Here is a 16,067-nt window from a genome sequence, read left to right as displayed (position 1 = left end):
CGAGGACGGGTTTTCCGACCTGCGACGCTGAGCGTAGCGGTACGCTTGAGTCCCGTCCGCTCGTGGGCGGAGATATGCCAACGAATCGGTTCACTGTCGCGACTGACGACCAGCTCTCGGTAGTCGACATCACCGAGCGAGTCAGGGACGTGATTCCCGAAGACGCCGAGGGGACCTGCACCGTATTCGTCCGTCACACTACCACGGGCGTCACGGTCAACGAGGCCGAGCCGCGGCTACTCGGCGACCTCGGTGACGCACTCGGCGACCTCGTCCCGGACAGCGGATGGGACCACGACGAACTGGACGGCAACGCGGACGCACACGTCCGGGCGATGCTCGTCGGGCCGAGCGAGACGATTCCCGTCCGCGACGGAGGGCTCGATATGGGGACGTGGCAGTCCGTGCTGCTCGTCGACTGTGATGGTCCGCGCGAGCGGGCCGTTGACGTGGTCGTCACGGACTGAGGCGGCGACAGCAGTACTTGCGACCATCAGTCAGGCTACCTCGACCTGCTGCTCGCCGTATATCTCTGCGAGTTTCTCGCGGTACGCGCTGCGGATGTTGCGGCGCTTCTTTTTCATCGACGGCGTGAGCAAGTCGTTCTCGGCGGTCCACTCCCGGGAGACGAGCGCGAACGACTTGATCCGCTCGACGCGTTCGAGTTCCTCGTTGACCGCGTCGACGGCAGTCTGGACCCACGCGTGGACGCGTTCGTCCTCGACCAGCGCTTCGTGGTCGTCGGGGAGGTCGACGCCCTCGCGGTCGGCCCACCGGCGGAGTTCCTCGAAGTTCGGGACGATTATCGCGCCGACGAACTTCTGGTCGTCGCCGACGACCATGACCTGATCGACCCGGTCGCTCGTCGCGAACTGGTCTTCGATGGGCTGTGGCGCGACGTTTTTCCCCGTCGAGAGGACGAGCAGTTCCTTGAGGCGGTCGTGATAGATGAGGAAGTCGTCGTCGGTCCGTTCGACGATGTCGCCGGTGCGGAACCACTGGGTGCCGTCGATTTCGGTGAAGGCCCGCGTCGTCGCGTCGGGCGCGTTCCAGTACCCCTGCGTGACGTTCGGGCCGTCGACGAGTAGTTCGCCCACGTCGCCAGTGACGTCGTCGAACTCGCTGGCGTCGACGACGCCGGTATCGATGTGAACGTCGACCTCTGTCAGCGGAGCACCCAGGGTTCCGGGACGGACGTCCTCCGGCGGGTTCACCGTCAGAACCGGTGAGGTCTCAGTGAGACCGTACCCTTCGAGTATCGTCAGTCCCATCCCGAGGAACGTCTCACAGAGCGTTTTCGAGAGGCTCCCGCCGCCGCTGACCATGAACTCGATGTTCCCGCCGAGCCGTTCTTTGACAGTGCTGTAGACGAGGCGGTCAGCGAGCGAGTGTTTCGCAGTGAGTATCGGTCCCGGGTCGTCAGTCCGAGCGTAGTCGCGGGCCACGTCCATCGACCAGTCGAAAATCCGCTTTTTGAGCGGGGACTCGCTGGCCTGCGTTCGCATATTGTCGAAAATACGCTCGTAGACTCTGGGGACGCTCAGTCCGGTCATCGGCTCGACAGTCTGGAGGTCGTCGGCCAGCGTATCCGGGCTTTCGGCGTAGCTCACAGCCGCGCCGGAGGCGTACATGAAGAAATGGCCCGCGAGGCGCTCGAAGACGTGCGCCAGGGGGAGGAACGCTATCGACCGCGTCTCGGCGGTGACGGTCGGCAGGTCCGAAGACTTGTCGGGCCGTGGCCCGATTCGCCTGCGGGCCTGATTGACGTTCGCTCGGAAGTTGCGGTGGGTGAGTTGGACCCCTTTCGGCTGGCCCGTCGTCCCGGAGGTGTAGATCAGACTCGCCAGATCGTCGGGGTCGCGGTCGTCCAGCCAGGACTGGTACGCCGACTCGCTGAACGTCTCCTCGCCGCGCCTGTACACTGTTTCGAGTGTGCACACGTCCTCGCGGTCCACGTCAGTGTCGTCCATGACGACGATGAACGAGAGCGACAGGTCGTCCTCGATAGCCAGGACACGGTCCAGCATCTCGGCGTTCTCCACGACGACGGCGCTCGCCTCCGGGTCCGAGAGGAGATACTGCACCTGTTTCGGCGAGGAATCCGTGTACACGGTCGTCACCACCCCGCCCGCAGACAGAACGGCAAAGTCGCTCAGCGCCCACTCCATCCGCGTGTCGGCCAGAATACCGACCCGGGCGTCCGGGCCGACACCGAGGTCACGGAACCCTGCGGCCAAGTATTTGACCAGGTGATGCATCCGCTCGTAGCTGATCTCGGCGTAGTCGCCGTCGGGAGCCGCCGGTATCACGTCGTCAGTCAGTGACCGATCGTAGACGCCACCCTTGTACAGTTGGGCGGTCGTGTCGGCGTTCCGGACCGCGCTTGCGGCAAACATTTCGCCCAGCGTGTCGTCGCCGATGACGTCATCAGTGTGCGCTTCCTCGGCCGTCCGCCAGTCAGAGTGATTGCCCGCAGTCATGTCATACCGCAGTGTTCACTAGGCCAGCCCAAATATGTGCAGGATGTTAACACTCAATTGGTTTGTCGGAGTTGATTCCGTCAACGGTTTTGGAAGAAGGGGCGACGAGTGGCAACCTGTCGCACCAAAGCTTTGTCATGAGAGCGAGATAGCCATCACATGGTCGTCTCGACGGAACCAGCCTGGGGTGATGCCGTGGAGCAGTTCGTCAAAGAGTACGAGAGCGCCATCGTGTACGCCGATATCGAGCAAGAGACAGTCCTGCACGAGGGAGCGGTTCGCGTCCTCGCAAACGGCTGGGTCGAACTACCCACGGGGCGACTCCTCTCACCAGACGCAGTCCACCACATCGATGCGCAGGTGGACTGAAAAGAGCGTGCGAGTTTGCCAGCGAAGGGATGCACCCGAACGGCCGGAGTCGCGGGTGCGCACCCGGAAAGCGGTACACCGTCCGGAAGACAGTTAGAACAGACGTGTTACTGCCACTCTAGTCGGCAGTCCTCGTTGCAAAAGTGGGCGGTTTCGACGCTGCCGTCTTCTATCCATGTGATGACGCGGTGTGTCACTTCGTTAGCGATAGCGTCGCCGCAGGTAGCACACTCCGGTGCCTCGTCCTCGTCGATATTCTCGTGGTGATCTGATGTCGGGTCGACCATCTTAGTTGAGAGTGTCTTTCACGCCACTTAATCCCACATACTTGCACTGAACGTCACGAACGTACACGAATGTCGAATCGGTTACAGAAGGCTAGCTACACGTAGTTACCGCAAACAGACGCTCGATAGAAGATGCCCGCTATCGGTCTCGCGTGACGGATTCGCCGGGGATAGTCGTCGCGCCCGACGAGAGGACGACGCCGGCGTTCAGACTGGTGTTGATGGCCGTTTTCGCGCCGTCTCCCGCGACGACGCCGAACTTCCGCCGCCCCGTCGAGACGCGGTCGCCTTTCACCGTCATCCGGACCGGGTCGCCGTCGTGGCGGAGGTTCGCCACCTGCGTTCCCGCGCCGAAGTTGACCTCACGGCCGATGACGCTGTCACCGACATAGGAGACGTGGGGCACGTTCGAATCGGCCATCAACACCGTGTTCTTGAGTTCGACGCCGTGGCCGACGTGGGTATCCTCCCCCAGGAGGGTTGCCCCGCGGACGTAGGCGTTCGGGCCGACGTGTGCGCCCGAACGGACCAGCGCCGGTCCCTCGATGACGACGCCGGGTTCGACGACTGCGCCCTCCTCGACGACGACTTCGCCACGCAGGTCGGCGTCGCCCCGCACCTCGCCGTCGAGTCGGCGGTCCAGTTGGCCCAGTTTCCACTCGTTGGCCGCAAGCAGTTCCCAGGGACGGCCCACATCCAGCCAGCGGTCGACCTCGACGGCGGTGACCGTCGATTCCTCGATGACTTTCGCGAGCACGTCCGTTATTTCACGCTCCCCGCGGTCGCTGAGCGGCACGTCCAGCCAGTCCCGCGCTTCCGCCGGGAAGACGTACGCCCCGGCGTTGGCCAGGTCCGTCGGCGGGTCGGCCGGTTTCTCGACGATGCCGGTGATGGTGTCGCCCTCGGTCGACAGCACGCCGTAGCTCGTCGGATCGTCGACGCGATAGGCGGCGACCGACGGCGCGGCGTCGAAGAGGCCGCTGAGACTCGCAGCGTCGTAGAGGTTGTCGCCGTTGAGGACTGCGAAGGGGCCGTCGAGGTGCTCCCTCGCAGCGGCCACCGCGTCGGCGGTCCCCAGTTGCTCCTCCTGAACGGCGAAGCTGACCGGGACGCCGTTGTACTCGTCGCCGAAGTACGAGCGGACCGCCTCGGCCTCGTAGCCGACGACGAAGATGAGTTCGTCGGCCCCCGCCTGGATTGCCGTGTCGGCGGTGTGTGCCACCAGCGGCCGGTCCGCGACCGGGAGCATCGGCTTCGGTGTGTGGTCTGTCAACGGCCGCATACGCGTCCCCTGGCCTGCCGCGAGTACGACTGCTTGCATGGTCGGTCCGTTGCTCGGACCCGAAAAATACCTACCGCTGTTGACTCGTTCGGGAGGCGGATTAGCGAGAAGTCACGCTGCTTCGGTCGTGGGGAAAACCGTATCTACACCTATTCCACGGCCTCGAACGTCCACTCCGCCCCGAATGGCGTCGTCCGGTAGTCCCACCGCCTGTCCGCGTCCGGTTCCGTCACTAGTTCGATGGTTCTGGTTTCCCCAGCGGGAATCCGCTGCGTGTAAGGGCCATCAGAGTCAATGTACCACGTATCTGCGGAATAGCCGGCAAGTATGCCTGGTTCCTCGGGCGTCTTGAACTCGAAGATGGACTTGAACATCCCTGCGCTGTCGCCCACGTTCTCGACCTCCATCTCGACTATCGCTTCATCGCCCGTGACGTCCTCCGGCGGAACGTCGATGTTCGCCAGTTCGAACTCGGGGAAGCCACCGGGTGACTGAAGCGGGATTTCGATATCAGCGACTGCACTCCCTTCTGCGAGATTTATGCCGAACGTGAGGTCGTCGATCTTGGCCTTCGGGACGGCGTAAATCAGATGGCCGCTGTAGGTCTGCCCTGGGTTGATGTTCTCCCCGGCTGCGTTCGTTCCGTCACGACCTGCGGCCGACTCGCTCACGAAGCTCGATTCGGGAACGACAAAGTCGTCTTTCGACACCGTCTTCGCCTCACCAGTTCCGTTCTCGAACGTCACGCTCAGAATCAGGAGGATATTATCTGAGACCGTTTCGCGAATGGCATGGACGGTGTTATCGCCCAAAGCCCGTTCGCCAGAGGGCAGTTCGTAGGCGATCATCTGTTCGTAGGACATATCAGACACTGTGGCCTGAACGCCACTCGCGAGTTCAATAGTTTCCCCAGTACTCCCCTGCTTCGGGAGGACCGACACGGTTGACGTGACCGTATCGTCGACGGCGTAGAAGTCCGACGACGGTTCAAACGCCCACGCGCCGGCGTACTCGGCGTCGACACGATAGCTATGCGAGACTTCTTCGCCGGACGCCAGTCCGTCAGCGTTGACTGTGACTGTCTGTGGCTCAGTGTCAGCTGCTTCCGAATGGACGAACTCTATGGTTGCATTCCCGGATATCGGCTCACCACCGACGTTGACGGCAGTCACGTCACCCTCGATGGTGTCACCGAACGCGACCTCCTTTGGCCCATTCACGGAGAGCAGTTTCAGCCGTGCCGGTGCCTCCTGATCTACTTCATACGTTGGTTCCGGCGTTGGCGTCGATTCACTGGTTCCGTCTCCGCCGTCTCCGTCTCCCCCGTCGCTCCCACTACATCCTGCGAGGCTGAGTGCAGCGATGCTGCTTCCGATCGTACGTACGTATGTTCGCCGTTTCATATACTACTGGCTTTATATACATATATAAATATGTGTTCTTTTATCTATATAATTGTCAAATATTAATACACAGAGCGGCGACACTGCGAAGCTCGGAGGTTGAATTCGCGGCTACGTACGGGCCGGTCAGAATATTGACGCGTCGAACAGCGGGCACAGCAGCCGCTCACTGGTTTGTTTACGACAGTAATGTGCTCGGTCAGGGATTTGAACCCTGGTCCTCGGCTCGAAAGGCCAAGATGATTGGCCGGACTACACCAACCGAGCGTACTCTTGCGTTCCGGGTGCACCAATTTAACCCCATCGAAATAGACGCTACCTGTGGATGCGTACCACTCACAGAGATACCCCGGTGTGGTGACAGGTGCCATCACACTTTATTCGGCCGACCGACTGTTCCCCTGATATGACCCTCAATTCGTTCATCAAGAGCAACTTTCTGGCTGGGCTCGTTCTCGTCGGGCCGCTCGTGGCAACCATCGCCATCGTCCGTATCATCCTGGGGTGGGTCGGTGGATTCCTTGACCCGCTCATCCGCGGGACGCGGCTGGCAACGGTGACGGCGAACAACGTTCTGCTCGCACAACTGCTGACGCTCTCGGTTATCGTCGCACTCATTACGGTTCTCGGATACCTCGCCCAACGGAGCGTCGGCCAGCACCTCTTCGGGAAGACGGGGCAGCTAGTCACGTTCGTACCCGTCGTCCGGACAATTTACGGAAGCATTCGACAGATGACCACCTCTGTGGTCAATCGGCAGTCGGACTTCGAGTCCGTCGTGTACGTGGAGTATCCCCGCGAAGGCGTCTACCAGTTGGGTCTGAAAACAGGGACGAGCCCCACAGACGTTTCCGAAGCGGCCGGCGAGAGCGCGTCGAGTGTGTTCATCCCCGGAAGTCCCAATCCCACGCAGGGGATGCTCGTGATGGTTCCCGAGAGTCAGACCTACGAGTCCGAACTCAGTGTCCGGGCGGCCATCCGCCTGCTGATGACGACCGGCATGGCCCAGTCCGACGACATCATCCGGCTCGACGAAACAGAGGTCGGCGGCGGAGCGACCGGCCAGCAGGTAGAGTAGTCCCAGCAGTAAAAACGGCCGACGGTCTGCGCGCTTACTTCCCTTCGAAGTTCGGCTCCCCGTCACCCATGAACGCGTTGATGCCCTCCATCACGTCGTCGGTCCCGATGAGATGACCGAAAGCCTGTGATTCGACTTCGAGGCCGGCATCGATGTCGTCGCGGCCGGCGAGCATCGCGCGCTTGGTGAGTTTCTGTGCGACCGGCGGGCCGGCGGCCATGTCTTTGGCCAGTTCGAGTGCGTGCTCGTGGAGGGCGTCGTTGTCGACGACCTCGTTGATGAAGCCGTATTCGGCCATCTCGTCGGCGTCGTAGCGGTCGCCCGTGAAGATAATCTCCTTGGCGCGGCCCTCGCCGACGATGCGGGCGAGGCGCTGCGTGCCGCCCCAGCCCGGCAGGAGGCCGAGGTTGTGTTCGGGCTGGCCCAGTTCGGAGCGCTCCGAGGCCACGCGGAGGTCGGCACAGGTCGCCAGTTCCATCCCGCCGCCCAGCGCGTAGCCATCGATCCCGGCGACGACCGGCATCGAGCACTCTTCGAGCTTCCCGAAGGTCTGCTGGCCCTTGCGGGAGAGTTCGATGGCGTCCAGCGGCGTCGCGTTCGAGGCCATCGCCTGCACGTCTGCCCCGGCGGAGAACGCCTTGTCGCCGGCCCCAGTTAGCAGAATGGCACGCACCTCGTCGTCGTCTTCGAGCAGGTCGACGGCGTCGGCGAGGTCGTCCATCAGCTCAGGGCTGACGGTGTTCATCCGGTGTGGGCGGTCGAGTTCGATGTGACCGACCATATCACCGGGATATTCGACGGTGACATTATCGAACTCGGCGTCGCCCTCGTCTTCGCTGCCGTAGAAGCCACCTTCCGCCGCGGCCTCTCGGAGGCCGTCAGAGACAGCATAGCGCTCCGCGCCGGTCTTCTCGTGGGTTTCTTCAAGTGTGTCGACAAGCGTCTCCAGACCAGTCTTGTCGGCTATCTTCGCGGGACCGTCCGGGAAGCCGCCGCCGAGCTGGACGGCCTGATCGATGTCCGCAACCGGGGCCACGTCGTTCTCGACGAGCTTCCCGACCTCGTTTGCCATCACGGCGACGAGGCGGTGCTCGACGTCTTCGCGGCCGGCGTCGGTCGGAATGTCGACGCCGCCGTTCTCGTAGTCGTAGAAGCCTTTGCCGGTCTTCTTCCCGAGTTCCTCGTTCTCGACTTTTTCCTCGAGCAGGGGACACGGGGCGTAGGGCTCGCCCAGCACTTCGTGCATATATTCGAGGACGTGGAGGCCGACGTCGTTACCCACCTGGTCGGAGAGCTCGAACGACCCCATCGGCAGGCCCATGTCGAACTTCGTCGTCGAGTCCACCTCGGCGATGGTCGCTTCCTCGCCGTGGACGAGCCACGCGGCCTCGTTCATCAGCGGGACGAGGATGCGGTTGACGATGAACCCCGGTGAGTCCTTGCGGACGCGGACCGGCGTTTTGTCGAAGTCTTCGGCGAGCGCCCCGATGGCGTCCAGCGTCTCGTCGCTGGAGTGTGCGCCGGAGATGACCTCGACCAGCTGCATCCGGACCGGCGGATTGAAGAAGTGCATCCCACAGAACTGCTCGGGGCGCTCGGTCACTTCCGACAGCTCCGTGATGGAGAGGCTGGACGTGTTCGTGGCGAAGATGGCGTCCTCGGGCGCGTGTTCTTCGACCTCCGTGTACACGTCCTTCTTGATCTCCATTTTCTCCGGCACGGCCTCGATGACCACGTCGACGTCGCTGACCGCTTCCTCGACGTCGACAAGCGGCGTCACGCGGTCCAGTGCCGCGTCGGCCTCGTCTTGCGTGAGCTGGTCTCGCTCGGCCAGCTTGTTCAGCGACCATTCGATGTTGTCGTAGCCGTCCTCGACGAACTCGTCTTTGATGTCCCGCATCCGCACGTCGTAGCCTGCGATGGCGGCCACTTCGGTGATTCCATGGCCCATGTTCCCGGCACCGAGCACGGCGATAGTGTCAATATCCTCGAAATCCATGACATATCGTTCCACTGCCGGCCGAGGCTTCAACGTTTCTCTCATTAGAAAACCACTCTCAAGTTTATTTCGGATTACAAACCATTAATGCATTTCACGTCAACACACCACATATGGACTTCGAACTGACAGAAGAGCAGCGACAGATACAGGACGAGATCGCCCGGTTCGCGGAAAACGAAATCAAGCCCGTCGCGACCGAGTACGACACGGAAGAGAAGTTCCCTCGAGAGATCGTCGAGAAGGCCGCTGAGATGGGGCTGACAGGCGCGAACATCCCGATGGAGTACGGTGGCGCAGGCTACGACACGCTGACCAACGCTATCATCGCCGAGGAGCTGTTCGCAGCCGACCCCGGTATCGGTCTGAGCATCCAGTCGGCCGCGTTCGGTGCTGACGCCCTCATCGGGTTCGGCTCAGAGGCCCAGAAAGAGGAGTACTTAGAGCCCGTTGCCACGGGCGACGCCATCATGGGCGCGGCCATCTCCGAACCCGACACCGGCTCGGACGTGTCGTCGGTGTCGACACAGGCGCGCAAGGAGGGCGACGAGTGGGTCATCAACGGCAACAAGATGTGGATCACCAACGGCTCGGTCGGCGACTACTTCGTCGTCCTCTGTGAGACCGACCCCGACGCGGAGGGGCGGTACAACGGCTTCTCCCAGATTCTCGTCGAATCCGACCGCGACGGGTTCGAGGCAGAGAAGATTACGGGGAAGCTCGGCATCCGTGCGTCGGACACGGCAGAACTCATCCTCAACGACGTGCGCGTCCCCGAGGACAACCTCGTCGGCACGCGCGGGGCCGGCTTCCTCCAGATAATGCAGTTCTTCGACGAGACCCGGACCGGCGTGGCCGCACAGGGTGTCGGTATCGCCCGCGGGGCCGCCGAGCGTGCCCTGGAGTACGCCCAGGACCGCGAGCAGTTCGGCCAGTCCATCTCGGAGTTCCAGGCCATCCAGCACAAACTCGCCGAGATGTTCACCGAGATCGAGGCGGCGCGCCAGCTCACGTACAAGTCCGCCTGGAGTGTCGACAACGCCGACGACCAGCTCACACAGCTCGCGTCGATGGCCAAGGAGAAGGCTTCCAGGGTCGCCGTCGAGACGGCCGACGAGGCCGTCCAGATTCACGGCGGCGCCGGCTACGTCAACGACTTCGACGTCGAGCGCTTCTACCGCGACGCCAAGATCACCCAGATCTACGAGGGGACGACCGAGATCCAGAAGAACATCATCGCTCGGGAGCTGCTCGGGAAAGGCATGACCTGAGCAGTAGTCGCAGCGGGAGCTCACCAGTGGACATTCCATTCATTCCAGCCGGTACGCCGGGTTCTCCAATCACTGCTTTTTAAGCTACCGAGCGACGTAGTTGGACCAACCATGGGCGACCGAGTCCCACGTCGCGCTACTCGCCCGCTTCGGACCGCGATCAGTTGCCGCTCTTCCCGCTGCTGTTGTCGTCCCCAGTAACTCCCGTCCAGTGGTTCGGACCGCGACCGACAGTCTCGTGCGCAGACGACACGCTCTCCCCACAACACACACCATGTTTGACCGACTGAAAGCGGATATCCGTACAGCACTCGCAAAGGACCCGGCAGCGACGAGCGCCGTGGAGGTCGCACTCACGTACCCCGGCCTGCATGCCATCTGGGCCTATCGCGTCGCCCACTGGCTCTGGGCGAACGACCGGACGCTGCTCGCCAGGCTCGTCTCCCACGTCACGCGGTTCCTGACCGGCGTCGAAATCCACCCCGCCGCAGACATCGGCGAGCGCGTGTTCATCGACCACGGGATGGGTATCGTCATCGGCGAGACGGCCGAGATCGGCGACGACGTGCTCCTGTACCACGGGGTGACGCTCGGCGGAACGTCAATGCGTCGGGAGAAGCGCCACCCGACAGTCGAGGACGGTGCGACCATCGGCGCTGACGCGTCGATTATCGGGCCGATCACCGTCGGGGAAGACGCCTCCGTTGGCGCTGGCGCTGTCGTCGTCGACGACGTGGCCCCGGACACGACAGTCGTCGGCAACCCGGCGGAGCCAGTCGGCGCGGCTGGTGTCGCCTCACCACCGCCCGACCCGATCATCGCCGACGGCTGACGGCGACAGACACGTTCTTTTCGGTCGAGCCAGTATCACAGCGCAATGAGTGACTCGCCACACGAGGCGTTACGTGCGGACCCAGACATCGGGCCGCTGGTCGAGACACACGGCGAACTCACGCTCGACCCGTCGTCGGACCTCTTCGAGCGGCTCGTCGTCTCGATTCTCCGCCAGCAGGTGTCCATGGCCTCGGCCGCCGCGACACGAGAACGGCTGTTCGACGCCGTCACCGTGACGCCCGAGGGCATCAGGGATGCTGACAACGACCTCCTCCGGGACGCCGGCCTCTCCAGACAGAAGACCCGCTACGTCAACGAGGTCGCCGACGCGTTTCTGGAACACGGCTACTCGCTGGAAACGTTCGAGGACGCCGCCGACGAGGAAATCCACGAGGAACTGACCGCCATCACGGGCGTCGGCGACTGGACCGCGAACATGCAACTCCTGTTTGCCTTCGGCCGCGAGGACGTGTTCCCGGTCGGCGACCTCGGCATCCGCAAGGGATTCGAGGCCGTCGTCGGCGACGGGTACAGCCGCGCGGAGATGCGGGAGTACGCCGAGCGCTGGTCGCCGTACCGCAGTTACGCGAGCCTGTATCTGTGGCGGGCCAGCGAGGACATCGCCGAGAGCGTCGCGGAAGTGAGTGAGGACTGAGCCGGTTCGGAAGCTGGTACCGGCTCGTCGCTACTCTTCGCTCTGTTCCTCTTCCTCGGTGTCCACTTCCGATTCGTCGTCCGCGCGGCGATTCACGTCGACCTGGTAGTGCTTGAGGATGTCCCGACCCAGCAACAGCGGGTAGTCCATGTGCCCGCGGTCTTCGACGCTGGCCGTGACGGTGTGCTGGGTCCCGCCGACGCCGACGACGAGGTCGACGACCGGGCGTGACCGACCGGACTTGAGACTCCCGGATTTGATCTTCACGATGTCGAGAATCGGCCCCGTTCCGATTTCCGCGGCGAGCTTGGCGTCGATACTGGTCCGGGTCGCGCCGGTGTCTGACTTCGCGAGGACGGACTTGGTCCCCTGCGTTCCGGTGACGACGACTTCCTCGATGTAGCCGACGACGACGTTCTCCTGTGCTTTCGGCTGTGGCTTCTTCGGCGTGCACGCGGGCTTTGAGTCGTCGAGCCGGTCGGAGAGCCGTTCGACGGTTTCCTCGTCGACACTTCCGCCGGCCCGCTCGATAGCGAGCTGAGCGATGTAGGGGGCGGGACTGACGCCGCTGGCCTTGAACAGCCCGCGGAACCCGGCGGTGGGGTTCACTTCGAGCACGTAGTAGCCGTCGTCGCTCTGGACGATGTCGACGCCGGCGTAGTCCAGGCCGATGGCCTCGACCGAATCGAGCGCGATCTCCCTGACGCGCTCGGGGAGTTCGCCGGTCATGTCTTCGACCTCGCCGCCGAGCGCGACGTTCGTCCGCCACTCGCCTTCGGGCGCGTAGCGGTTCATCGCGCCGACGATCTGGTTACCGACGACGTACACGCGGAGGTCGTGGTGGCGCTTCTCGTCGTGTTCCATGTACTCCTGTAAGAAGGCGTAACGGCCGCCGACCTGTGCGTTGACCTGATTTTCCAGATCGACCATCCACGTCCCGCCGCCGTGGGTACCAATGGCCGTCTTGTACACTGCGCGGTCACCGAACCGGTCCCGCTCCTCGTTCAGCAGGTCGCTCGACAGGGCGAGCAGCGCGTCCGGGACCGGGACGCCGGCGTCGGCCAGCGCGGCGGCGCTGGCGAACTTGTGCAGGGCCGTCGTCGCCGCCATCGGTTCGTTCAACGTCGGTGCGAGCCGACTGATAGTCATCCCGAGCCCGATCCCTTCCGCGGGGTGTTCGTTGCTGGAGAGCAACAGACGGTTCGCGACCACGTCGACATTGGGTTCGAGTGTCATCTCGCCGTCGGTAACGCTGATCGCGGTGTTTTCGGTGCGAAGCCACTCCGTGTCGTAGCCCATCTCGTCGACCGCGTTCAGGATGGCCTTCGACTCCTTGCTGGAGTGGAGGCTGAGAACGCCAACTGTGATATCCTGGTCGCTCATGCTGTCGTCTTCTGTCGGGCACAGTATAGATGTACGGATACTCGCTTGTCCCGGAGGGGTTTTAGCCGCCGACTCTCGTTGTGATGGCATGGAAGAGGCCAAGCCGTTCACCTTCGACGGCGGCCGCGTCAAGCCGGGGGAAACCCGCAACGTTCGCTACACGGTCAGCGAGACGTATCTGGGGGACGCCGTCCGGATGCCGGTTACCATCGTCAACGGCAAGCGGCCCGGTCCGACAGTGTTTCTCACCGCGGCTGCACACGGCGACGAACTCAACGGTATCGAGGTCGTCCGGGAGGTGGCCCACGAATGGAACCACGACGGACTCGCGGGGACGCTGATCTGTCTGCCGGTGCTGAACGTCCCAGCGTTTCTGGCACAGGAGCGATATCTGCCGATCTACGACCGGGACCTGAACCGTTCGTTCCCCGGCGACCCCGAATCGACGAGCGCGAAACGGATGGCCCACGAGATCTTCCGGAACTTCCTGGCCCCGTGTGACGTGGGCCTCGACTTCCACACGTCCACGCGCGGGCGGACGAACATGCTCCACGTCCGGGCGAACATGGACGACCCCGAGGTCGCGCGGGTCGCGAACGCCTTCTCGTCGAACGTCATCATCTCCTCGGAGGGTCCGTCGGGGTCGCTCCGACGGGAGCTGAGCGATGCGGGCGTCCCGACGATCACGATAGAGATGGGCGAAGCCCACCGTTTCCAGCGGCCGCTCATCGACTCGGCCCTGGAGAGCGTTCGGTCGGTGCTCGCGGAGTTCGGCCTCCGAGACTCTGATACGGTCCGGTGGCCGGGCTGGCGGACAGTCATCGACGACAGCGGCGAGAAAACCTGGATCCGTGCGGACTCGGGCGGCCTGGTAGAGATGCACTACGACCGCGGCGACCTGGTGTACGAAGACGACGTGATATGTACGATCACGAACCCGTTCAAGACGGAGAACACGCTGATGCGTGCGCCGTTTACCGGCCTGTTGGTCGGCATCCTCGAGAACCCACTGGTGTACCCCGGCAACCCCCTCTGCCATCTGGTCCGACTTGACGACCGGACACAGCGGGCTATCGAGTGGAACCGACGATTGGACGACGACGATTGGTAACTGTGGAGTAGTCAATTGACGAACGTCTTCGGGCGGGATTCCGGCGATACGCGTCCGCTGTAGAAACTACTATCTGTCCCCGGACTAACCCCCCAGTGTATGAGTCAGTCTTACAATCGCGGCACCGTCGAGGACTTCGGACGGTGGCGGGAGTTCACGGCCGGGATGTGGGCCTGGATCTTCCACAAGTTCACCGGCTGGGTACTCGTGGGCTACCTGTTCACCCACATCGCGGTGCTGAGCACTGCAGTCGGCGTCGATCCGGCGAGCGCGCAGGCAGGCAGCGACCTCTACACCAGCACGATCAGCGGCCTCGAATCGCTGCTTATCGTCCGGTTCCTCGAAGTCGGTCTGCTGGCCGTCGCCGTCTTCCACATCCTCAACGGCATCCGATTGCTGATGGTTGACCTGGGTGTGGGGCTGGAATCGCAAGACAAGAGCTTCTACGCGTCGCTCCTGTTGACGGGCGCTATCGTCGTCGCCAGCGTGCCGACGTTCCTCGGGGGGAAGCTAGCCTGATGGCTGAACACTACTCCTCCTTCGACCGTGGCGGGCGTCGCTGGCTGTTCCAGCGGCTGACGGCAGTGTTCCTCGTCGGCGTGCTCGCGTTCCACTTCATGCTGTTGCACTTCGTGAACCACGCCGCCGACCTCACCTTCCTGGGTACGCAGGCCCGAATGAACCGACCCTGGTATCTCATCACGATGTGGCTGTTCCTCGTCACCGCCACGTTCCACGGCGTCAACGGCGTGTACAACGCGCTGGTCAACCAGGGGCTCACCGGCTCCCGGAAGAACGCAGTCAAGTACCTGCTCGGCATCGCCGGCATCCTGCTCATCGTGCAGGGGACCCGCGTGTCGCTGGCCATGACAACCCTCGTCTGAACTATGAGTACGCAAATCGAACAACAGGAGACCGAGACGGAGGCCGACGAAGAGACAGAGCCCGAGGTCGAATCCCCGGGCGACCGTCGGCGCGCACAGCGAGACGAACGACAGGCACAGGAGCAGGCCCAGCGGGAAGTCGAAGAGGAGACGCTCGACGACGAGGACACGATTACGCTGAAAGTGTTCCGTTACGACCCCGAAGTCGAGGGGAAGCAGGAACCTCGCTTCGACGACTTCCGCGTGCCGTTCCACAAGGGGATGACCATCCTCGATGCGCTCATCTACGCGCGGGACCACTACGACTCCTCGCTGACCTTCCGACACTCCTGCCGGCAGGCCGTCTGTGGCTCGGACGCGCTGTTCGTCAACGGGCGACAGCGCCTCGGCTGTAAGACGCAGATATCGGAGCTTGACGACCCCATCCGCATCGAGCCGCTGCCCCACCAGGAGGTCGTGAAGGACCTCGTCGTCGACATGGAGCACTTCTACGACCAGATGGAGGCCGTTGAGCCGTACTTCGACGCCGACGAGACGCCCGACGACAAGCTCGAAGAGCAGCGCCAGACCCGGGAGAACCGCGAGAAGGTCAAGATGTCCACGCGGTGTATCTGGTGTGGTGCGTGCATGTCCTCGTGTAACATCGCCGCCGGCGACAACGAGTACCTCGGCCCCGCCGCCATCAACAAGGCCTACCGCTTCGCGATGGACGAGCGCGAGGGCGAGAACCGCAAGCAGGAGCGCCTGCGCATCATCGAACAGGAACACGGCGTCTGGCGCTGCCAGACCCAGTTCTCCTGTACCGAAGTGTGTCCGAAGGACATCCCGCTAACCGAACATATCCAGGAGCTCAAGCGGGAAGCGGTCAAGAACAACCTGAAGTTTTGGTAACGCGATTCGACTGGCTAGTTTTCAGGTTCGCGTTCGGAGTCCGACAGCGGCAGCGAATGTGAGTCGAGCCGAATAGCTACAGCGGTCTATACCCGCGCGCGGAACTGGGTGAGATGGGTTTTGGAGGGGATCACAGGCAC

The 16,067-nt window shown here is 63.1% G+C and carries 16 protein-coding genes and 1 tRNA gene; 10 read left to right on the top strand and 7 right to left on the bottom strand.

From position 1 onward, the window contains the following. Positions 1-74: 74 nt before the first annotated feature. The gene (locus tag C442_RS06710) at positions 75-467 is read left to right on the top strand and encodes a secondary thiamine-phosphate synthase enzyme YjbQ (RefSeq protein ID WP_008308949.1); all 393 of its coding nucleotides are present in this window, start codon (positions 75-77) and stop codon (positions 465-467) included. A gap of 30 nt (positions 468-497) precedes the next feature. On the opposite strand, the gene C442_RS06705 is transcribed toward C442_RS06710, so the two are convergent. Continuing rightward, positions 498-2,480, bottom strand: coding sequence for an AMP-dependent synthetase/ligase (locus tag C442_RS06705; RefSeq protein WP_008308947.1), 1,983 nt, complete (start codon positions 2,478-2,480; stop codon positions 498-500). Positions 2,481-2,639: 159 nt separating this feature from the next. Here C442_RS06705 and C442_RS06700 point away from each other — a divergent pair, with 159 nt between their 5' ends. After that, positions 2,640-2,849, top strand: coding sequence for a hypothetical protein (locus C442_RS06700; RefSeq protein ID WP_008308946.1), 210 nt, complete (start codon positions 2,640-2,642; stop codon positions 2,847-2,849). 107 nt (positions 2,850-2,956) lie between these two features. Here C442_RS06700 and C442_RS06695 read toward each other — a convergent pair whose 3' ends face one another. The 4 genes from C442_RS06695 to C442_RS06680 all read right to left on the bottom strand — a co-directional run bounded on the left by C442_RS06695 (position 2,957) and on the right by C442_RS06680 (position 6,088). Beyond that, the gene (locus C442_RS06695; RefSeq protein ID WP_008308944.1) at positions 2,957-3,136 is read right to left on the bottom strand and encodes a DUF7576 family protein; all 180 of its coding nucleotides are present in this window, start codon (positions 3,134-3,136) and stop codon (positions 2,957-2,959) included. Positions 3,137-3,275: 139 nt separating this feature from the next. Further along, positions 3,276-4,457 (bottom strand): bifunctional sugar-1-phosphate nucleotidylyltransferase/acetyltransferase, encoded by a 1,182-nt coding sequence (glmU, locus tag C442_RS06690; protein ID WP_008308943.1) that lies wholly within the window; start codon positions 4,455-4,457, stop codon positions 3,276-3,278. A 110-nt stretch (positions 4,458-4,567) separates the two neighbouring features. Next, complete coding sequence (locus C442_RS06685) at positions 4,568-5,821, bottom strand: DUF4352 domain-containing protein (RefSeq protein ID WP_008308941.1); 1,254 nt, start codon at positions 5,819-5,821, stop codon at positions 4,568-4,570. A 192-nt stretch (positions 5,822-6,013) separates the two neighbouring features. After that, positions 6,014-6,088, bottom strand: a tRNA-Glu gene (locus C442_RS06680). 139 nt (positions 6,089-6,227) lie between these two features. Between C442_RS06680 and C442_RS06675 the strand changes: the two genes are divergently transcribed. After that, positions 6,228-6,899, top strand: a complete 672-nt coding sequence (locus C442_RS06675; protein ID WP_008308939.1) for a DUF502 domain-containing protein — start codon at positions 6,228-6,230, stop codon at positions 6,897-6,899. A 34-nt stretch (positions 6,900-6,933) separates the two neighbouring features. Here the strand turns inward: C442_RS06675 and C442_RS06670 are convergent, their stop codons facing one another. Further along, positions 6,934-8,898 carry a 3-hydroxyacyl-CoA dehydrogenase/enoyl-CoA hydratase family protein gene (locus tag C442_RS06670; RefSeq protein ID WP_008308937.1) on the bottom strand — a complete coding sequence of 655 codons (1,965 nt, stop codon included), beginning with the start codon at positions 8,896-8,898 and terminating at the stop codon, positions 6,934-6,936. Positions 8,899-9,011: 113 nt separating this feature from the next. Between C442_RS06670 and C442_RS06665 the strand changes: the two genes are divergently transcribed. From C442_RS06665 to C442_RS06655, 3 genes are all read left to right on the top strand, one after another. Continuing rightward, entirely contained in the window at positions 9,012-10,169 is a 1,158-nt protein-coding gene (locus tag C442_RS06665) for an acyl-CoA dehydrogenase family protein (RefSeq protein ID WP_008308935.1), read from the top strand. Between the two features lie 274 nt (positions 10,170-10,443). Further along, entirely contained in the window at positions 10,444-11,001 is a 558-nt protein-coding gene (gene cysE / locus C442_RS06660; protein ID WP_008308933.1) for a serine O-acetyltransferase, read from the top strand. Positions 11,002-11,046: 45 nt separating this feature from the next. Further along, positions 11,047-11,658 carry a DNA-3-methyladenine glycosylase family protein gene (locus C442_RS06655; RefSeq protein WP_008308931.1) on the top strand — a complete coding sequence of 204 codons (612 nt, stop codon included), beginning with the start codon at positions 11,047-11,049 and terminating at the stop codon, positions 11,656-11,658. A 30-nt stretch (positions 11,659-11,688) separates the two neighbouring features. Here the strand turns inward: C442_RS06655 and C442_RS06650 are convergent, their stop codons facing one another. Beyond that, positions 11,689-13,041 (bottom strand): RimK family alpha-L-glutamate ligase, encoded by a 1,353-nt coding sequence (locus tag C442_RS06650; protein ID WP_008308930.1) that lies wholly within the window; start codon positions 13,039-13,041, stop codon positions 11,689-11,691. Positions 13,042-13,129: 88 nt separating this feature from the next. Here C442_RS06650 and C442_RS06645 point away from each other — a divergent pair, with 88 nt between their 5' ends. From C442_RS06645 to C442_RS06630, 4 genes are all read left to right on the top strand, one after another. Beyond that, positions 13,130-14,152 carry a succinylglutamate desuccinylase/aspartoacylase family protein gene (locus C442_RS06645; protein ID WP_008308929.1) on the top strand — a complete coding sequence of 341 codons (1,023 nt, stop codon included), beginning with the start codon at positions 13,130-13,132 and terminating at the stop codon, positions 14,150-14,152. 99 nt (positions 14,153-14,251) lie between these two features. Next, on the top strand, positions 14,252-14,671 hold the full coding sequence (gene sdhC, locus C442_RS06640) for a succinate dehydrogenase, cytochrome b556 subunit (RefSeq protein ID WP_008308928.1): 420 nt from the start codon (positions 14,252-14,254) through the stop codon (positions 14,669-14,671). Beyond that, positions 14,671-15,036 carry a succinate dehydrogenase hydrophobic membrane anchor subunit gene (locus tag C442_RS06635; RefSeq protein WP_008308927.1) on the top strand — a complete coding sequence of 122 codons (366 nt, stop codon included), beginning with the start codon at positions 14,671-14,673 and terminating at the stop codon, positions 15,034-15,036. The genes sdhC and C442_RS06635 overlap by 1 nt, the downstream gene beginning before the upstream one ends. A gap of 3 nt (positions 15,037-15,039) precedes the next feature. Next, complete coding sequence (locus C442_RS06630) at positions 15,040-15,927, top strand: succinate dehydrogenase/fumarate reductase iron-sulfur subunit (RefSeq protein ID WP_004592520.1); 888 nt, start codon at positions 15,040-15,042, stop codon at positions 15,925-15,927. Positions 15,928-16,067: the final 140 nt, after the last annotated feature.

The organism is Haloarcula amylolytica JCM 13557 (genome assembly GCF_000336615.1).
Taxonomy (GTDB): Archaea; Halobacteriota; Halobacteria; order Halobacteriales; family Haloarculaceae; genus Haloarcula; species Haloarcula amylolytica.
Note: the sequence above shows the minus strand (reverse complement) of the source record. Positions and strands in the feature narration are given on the sequence as shown.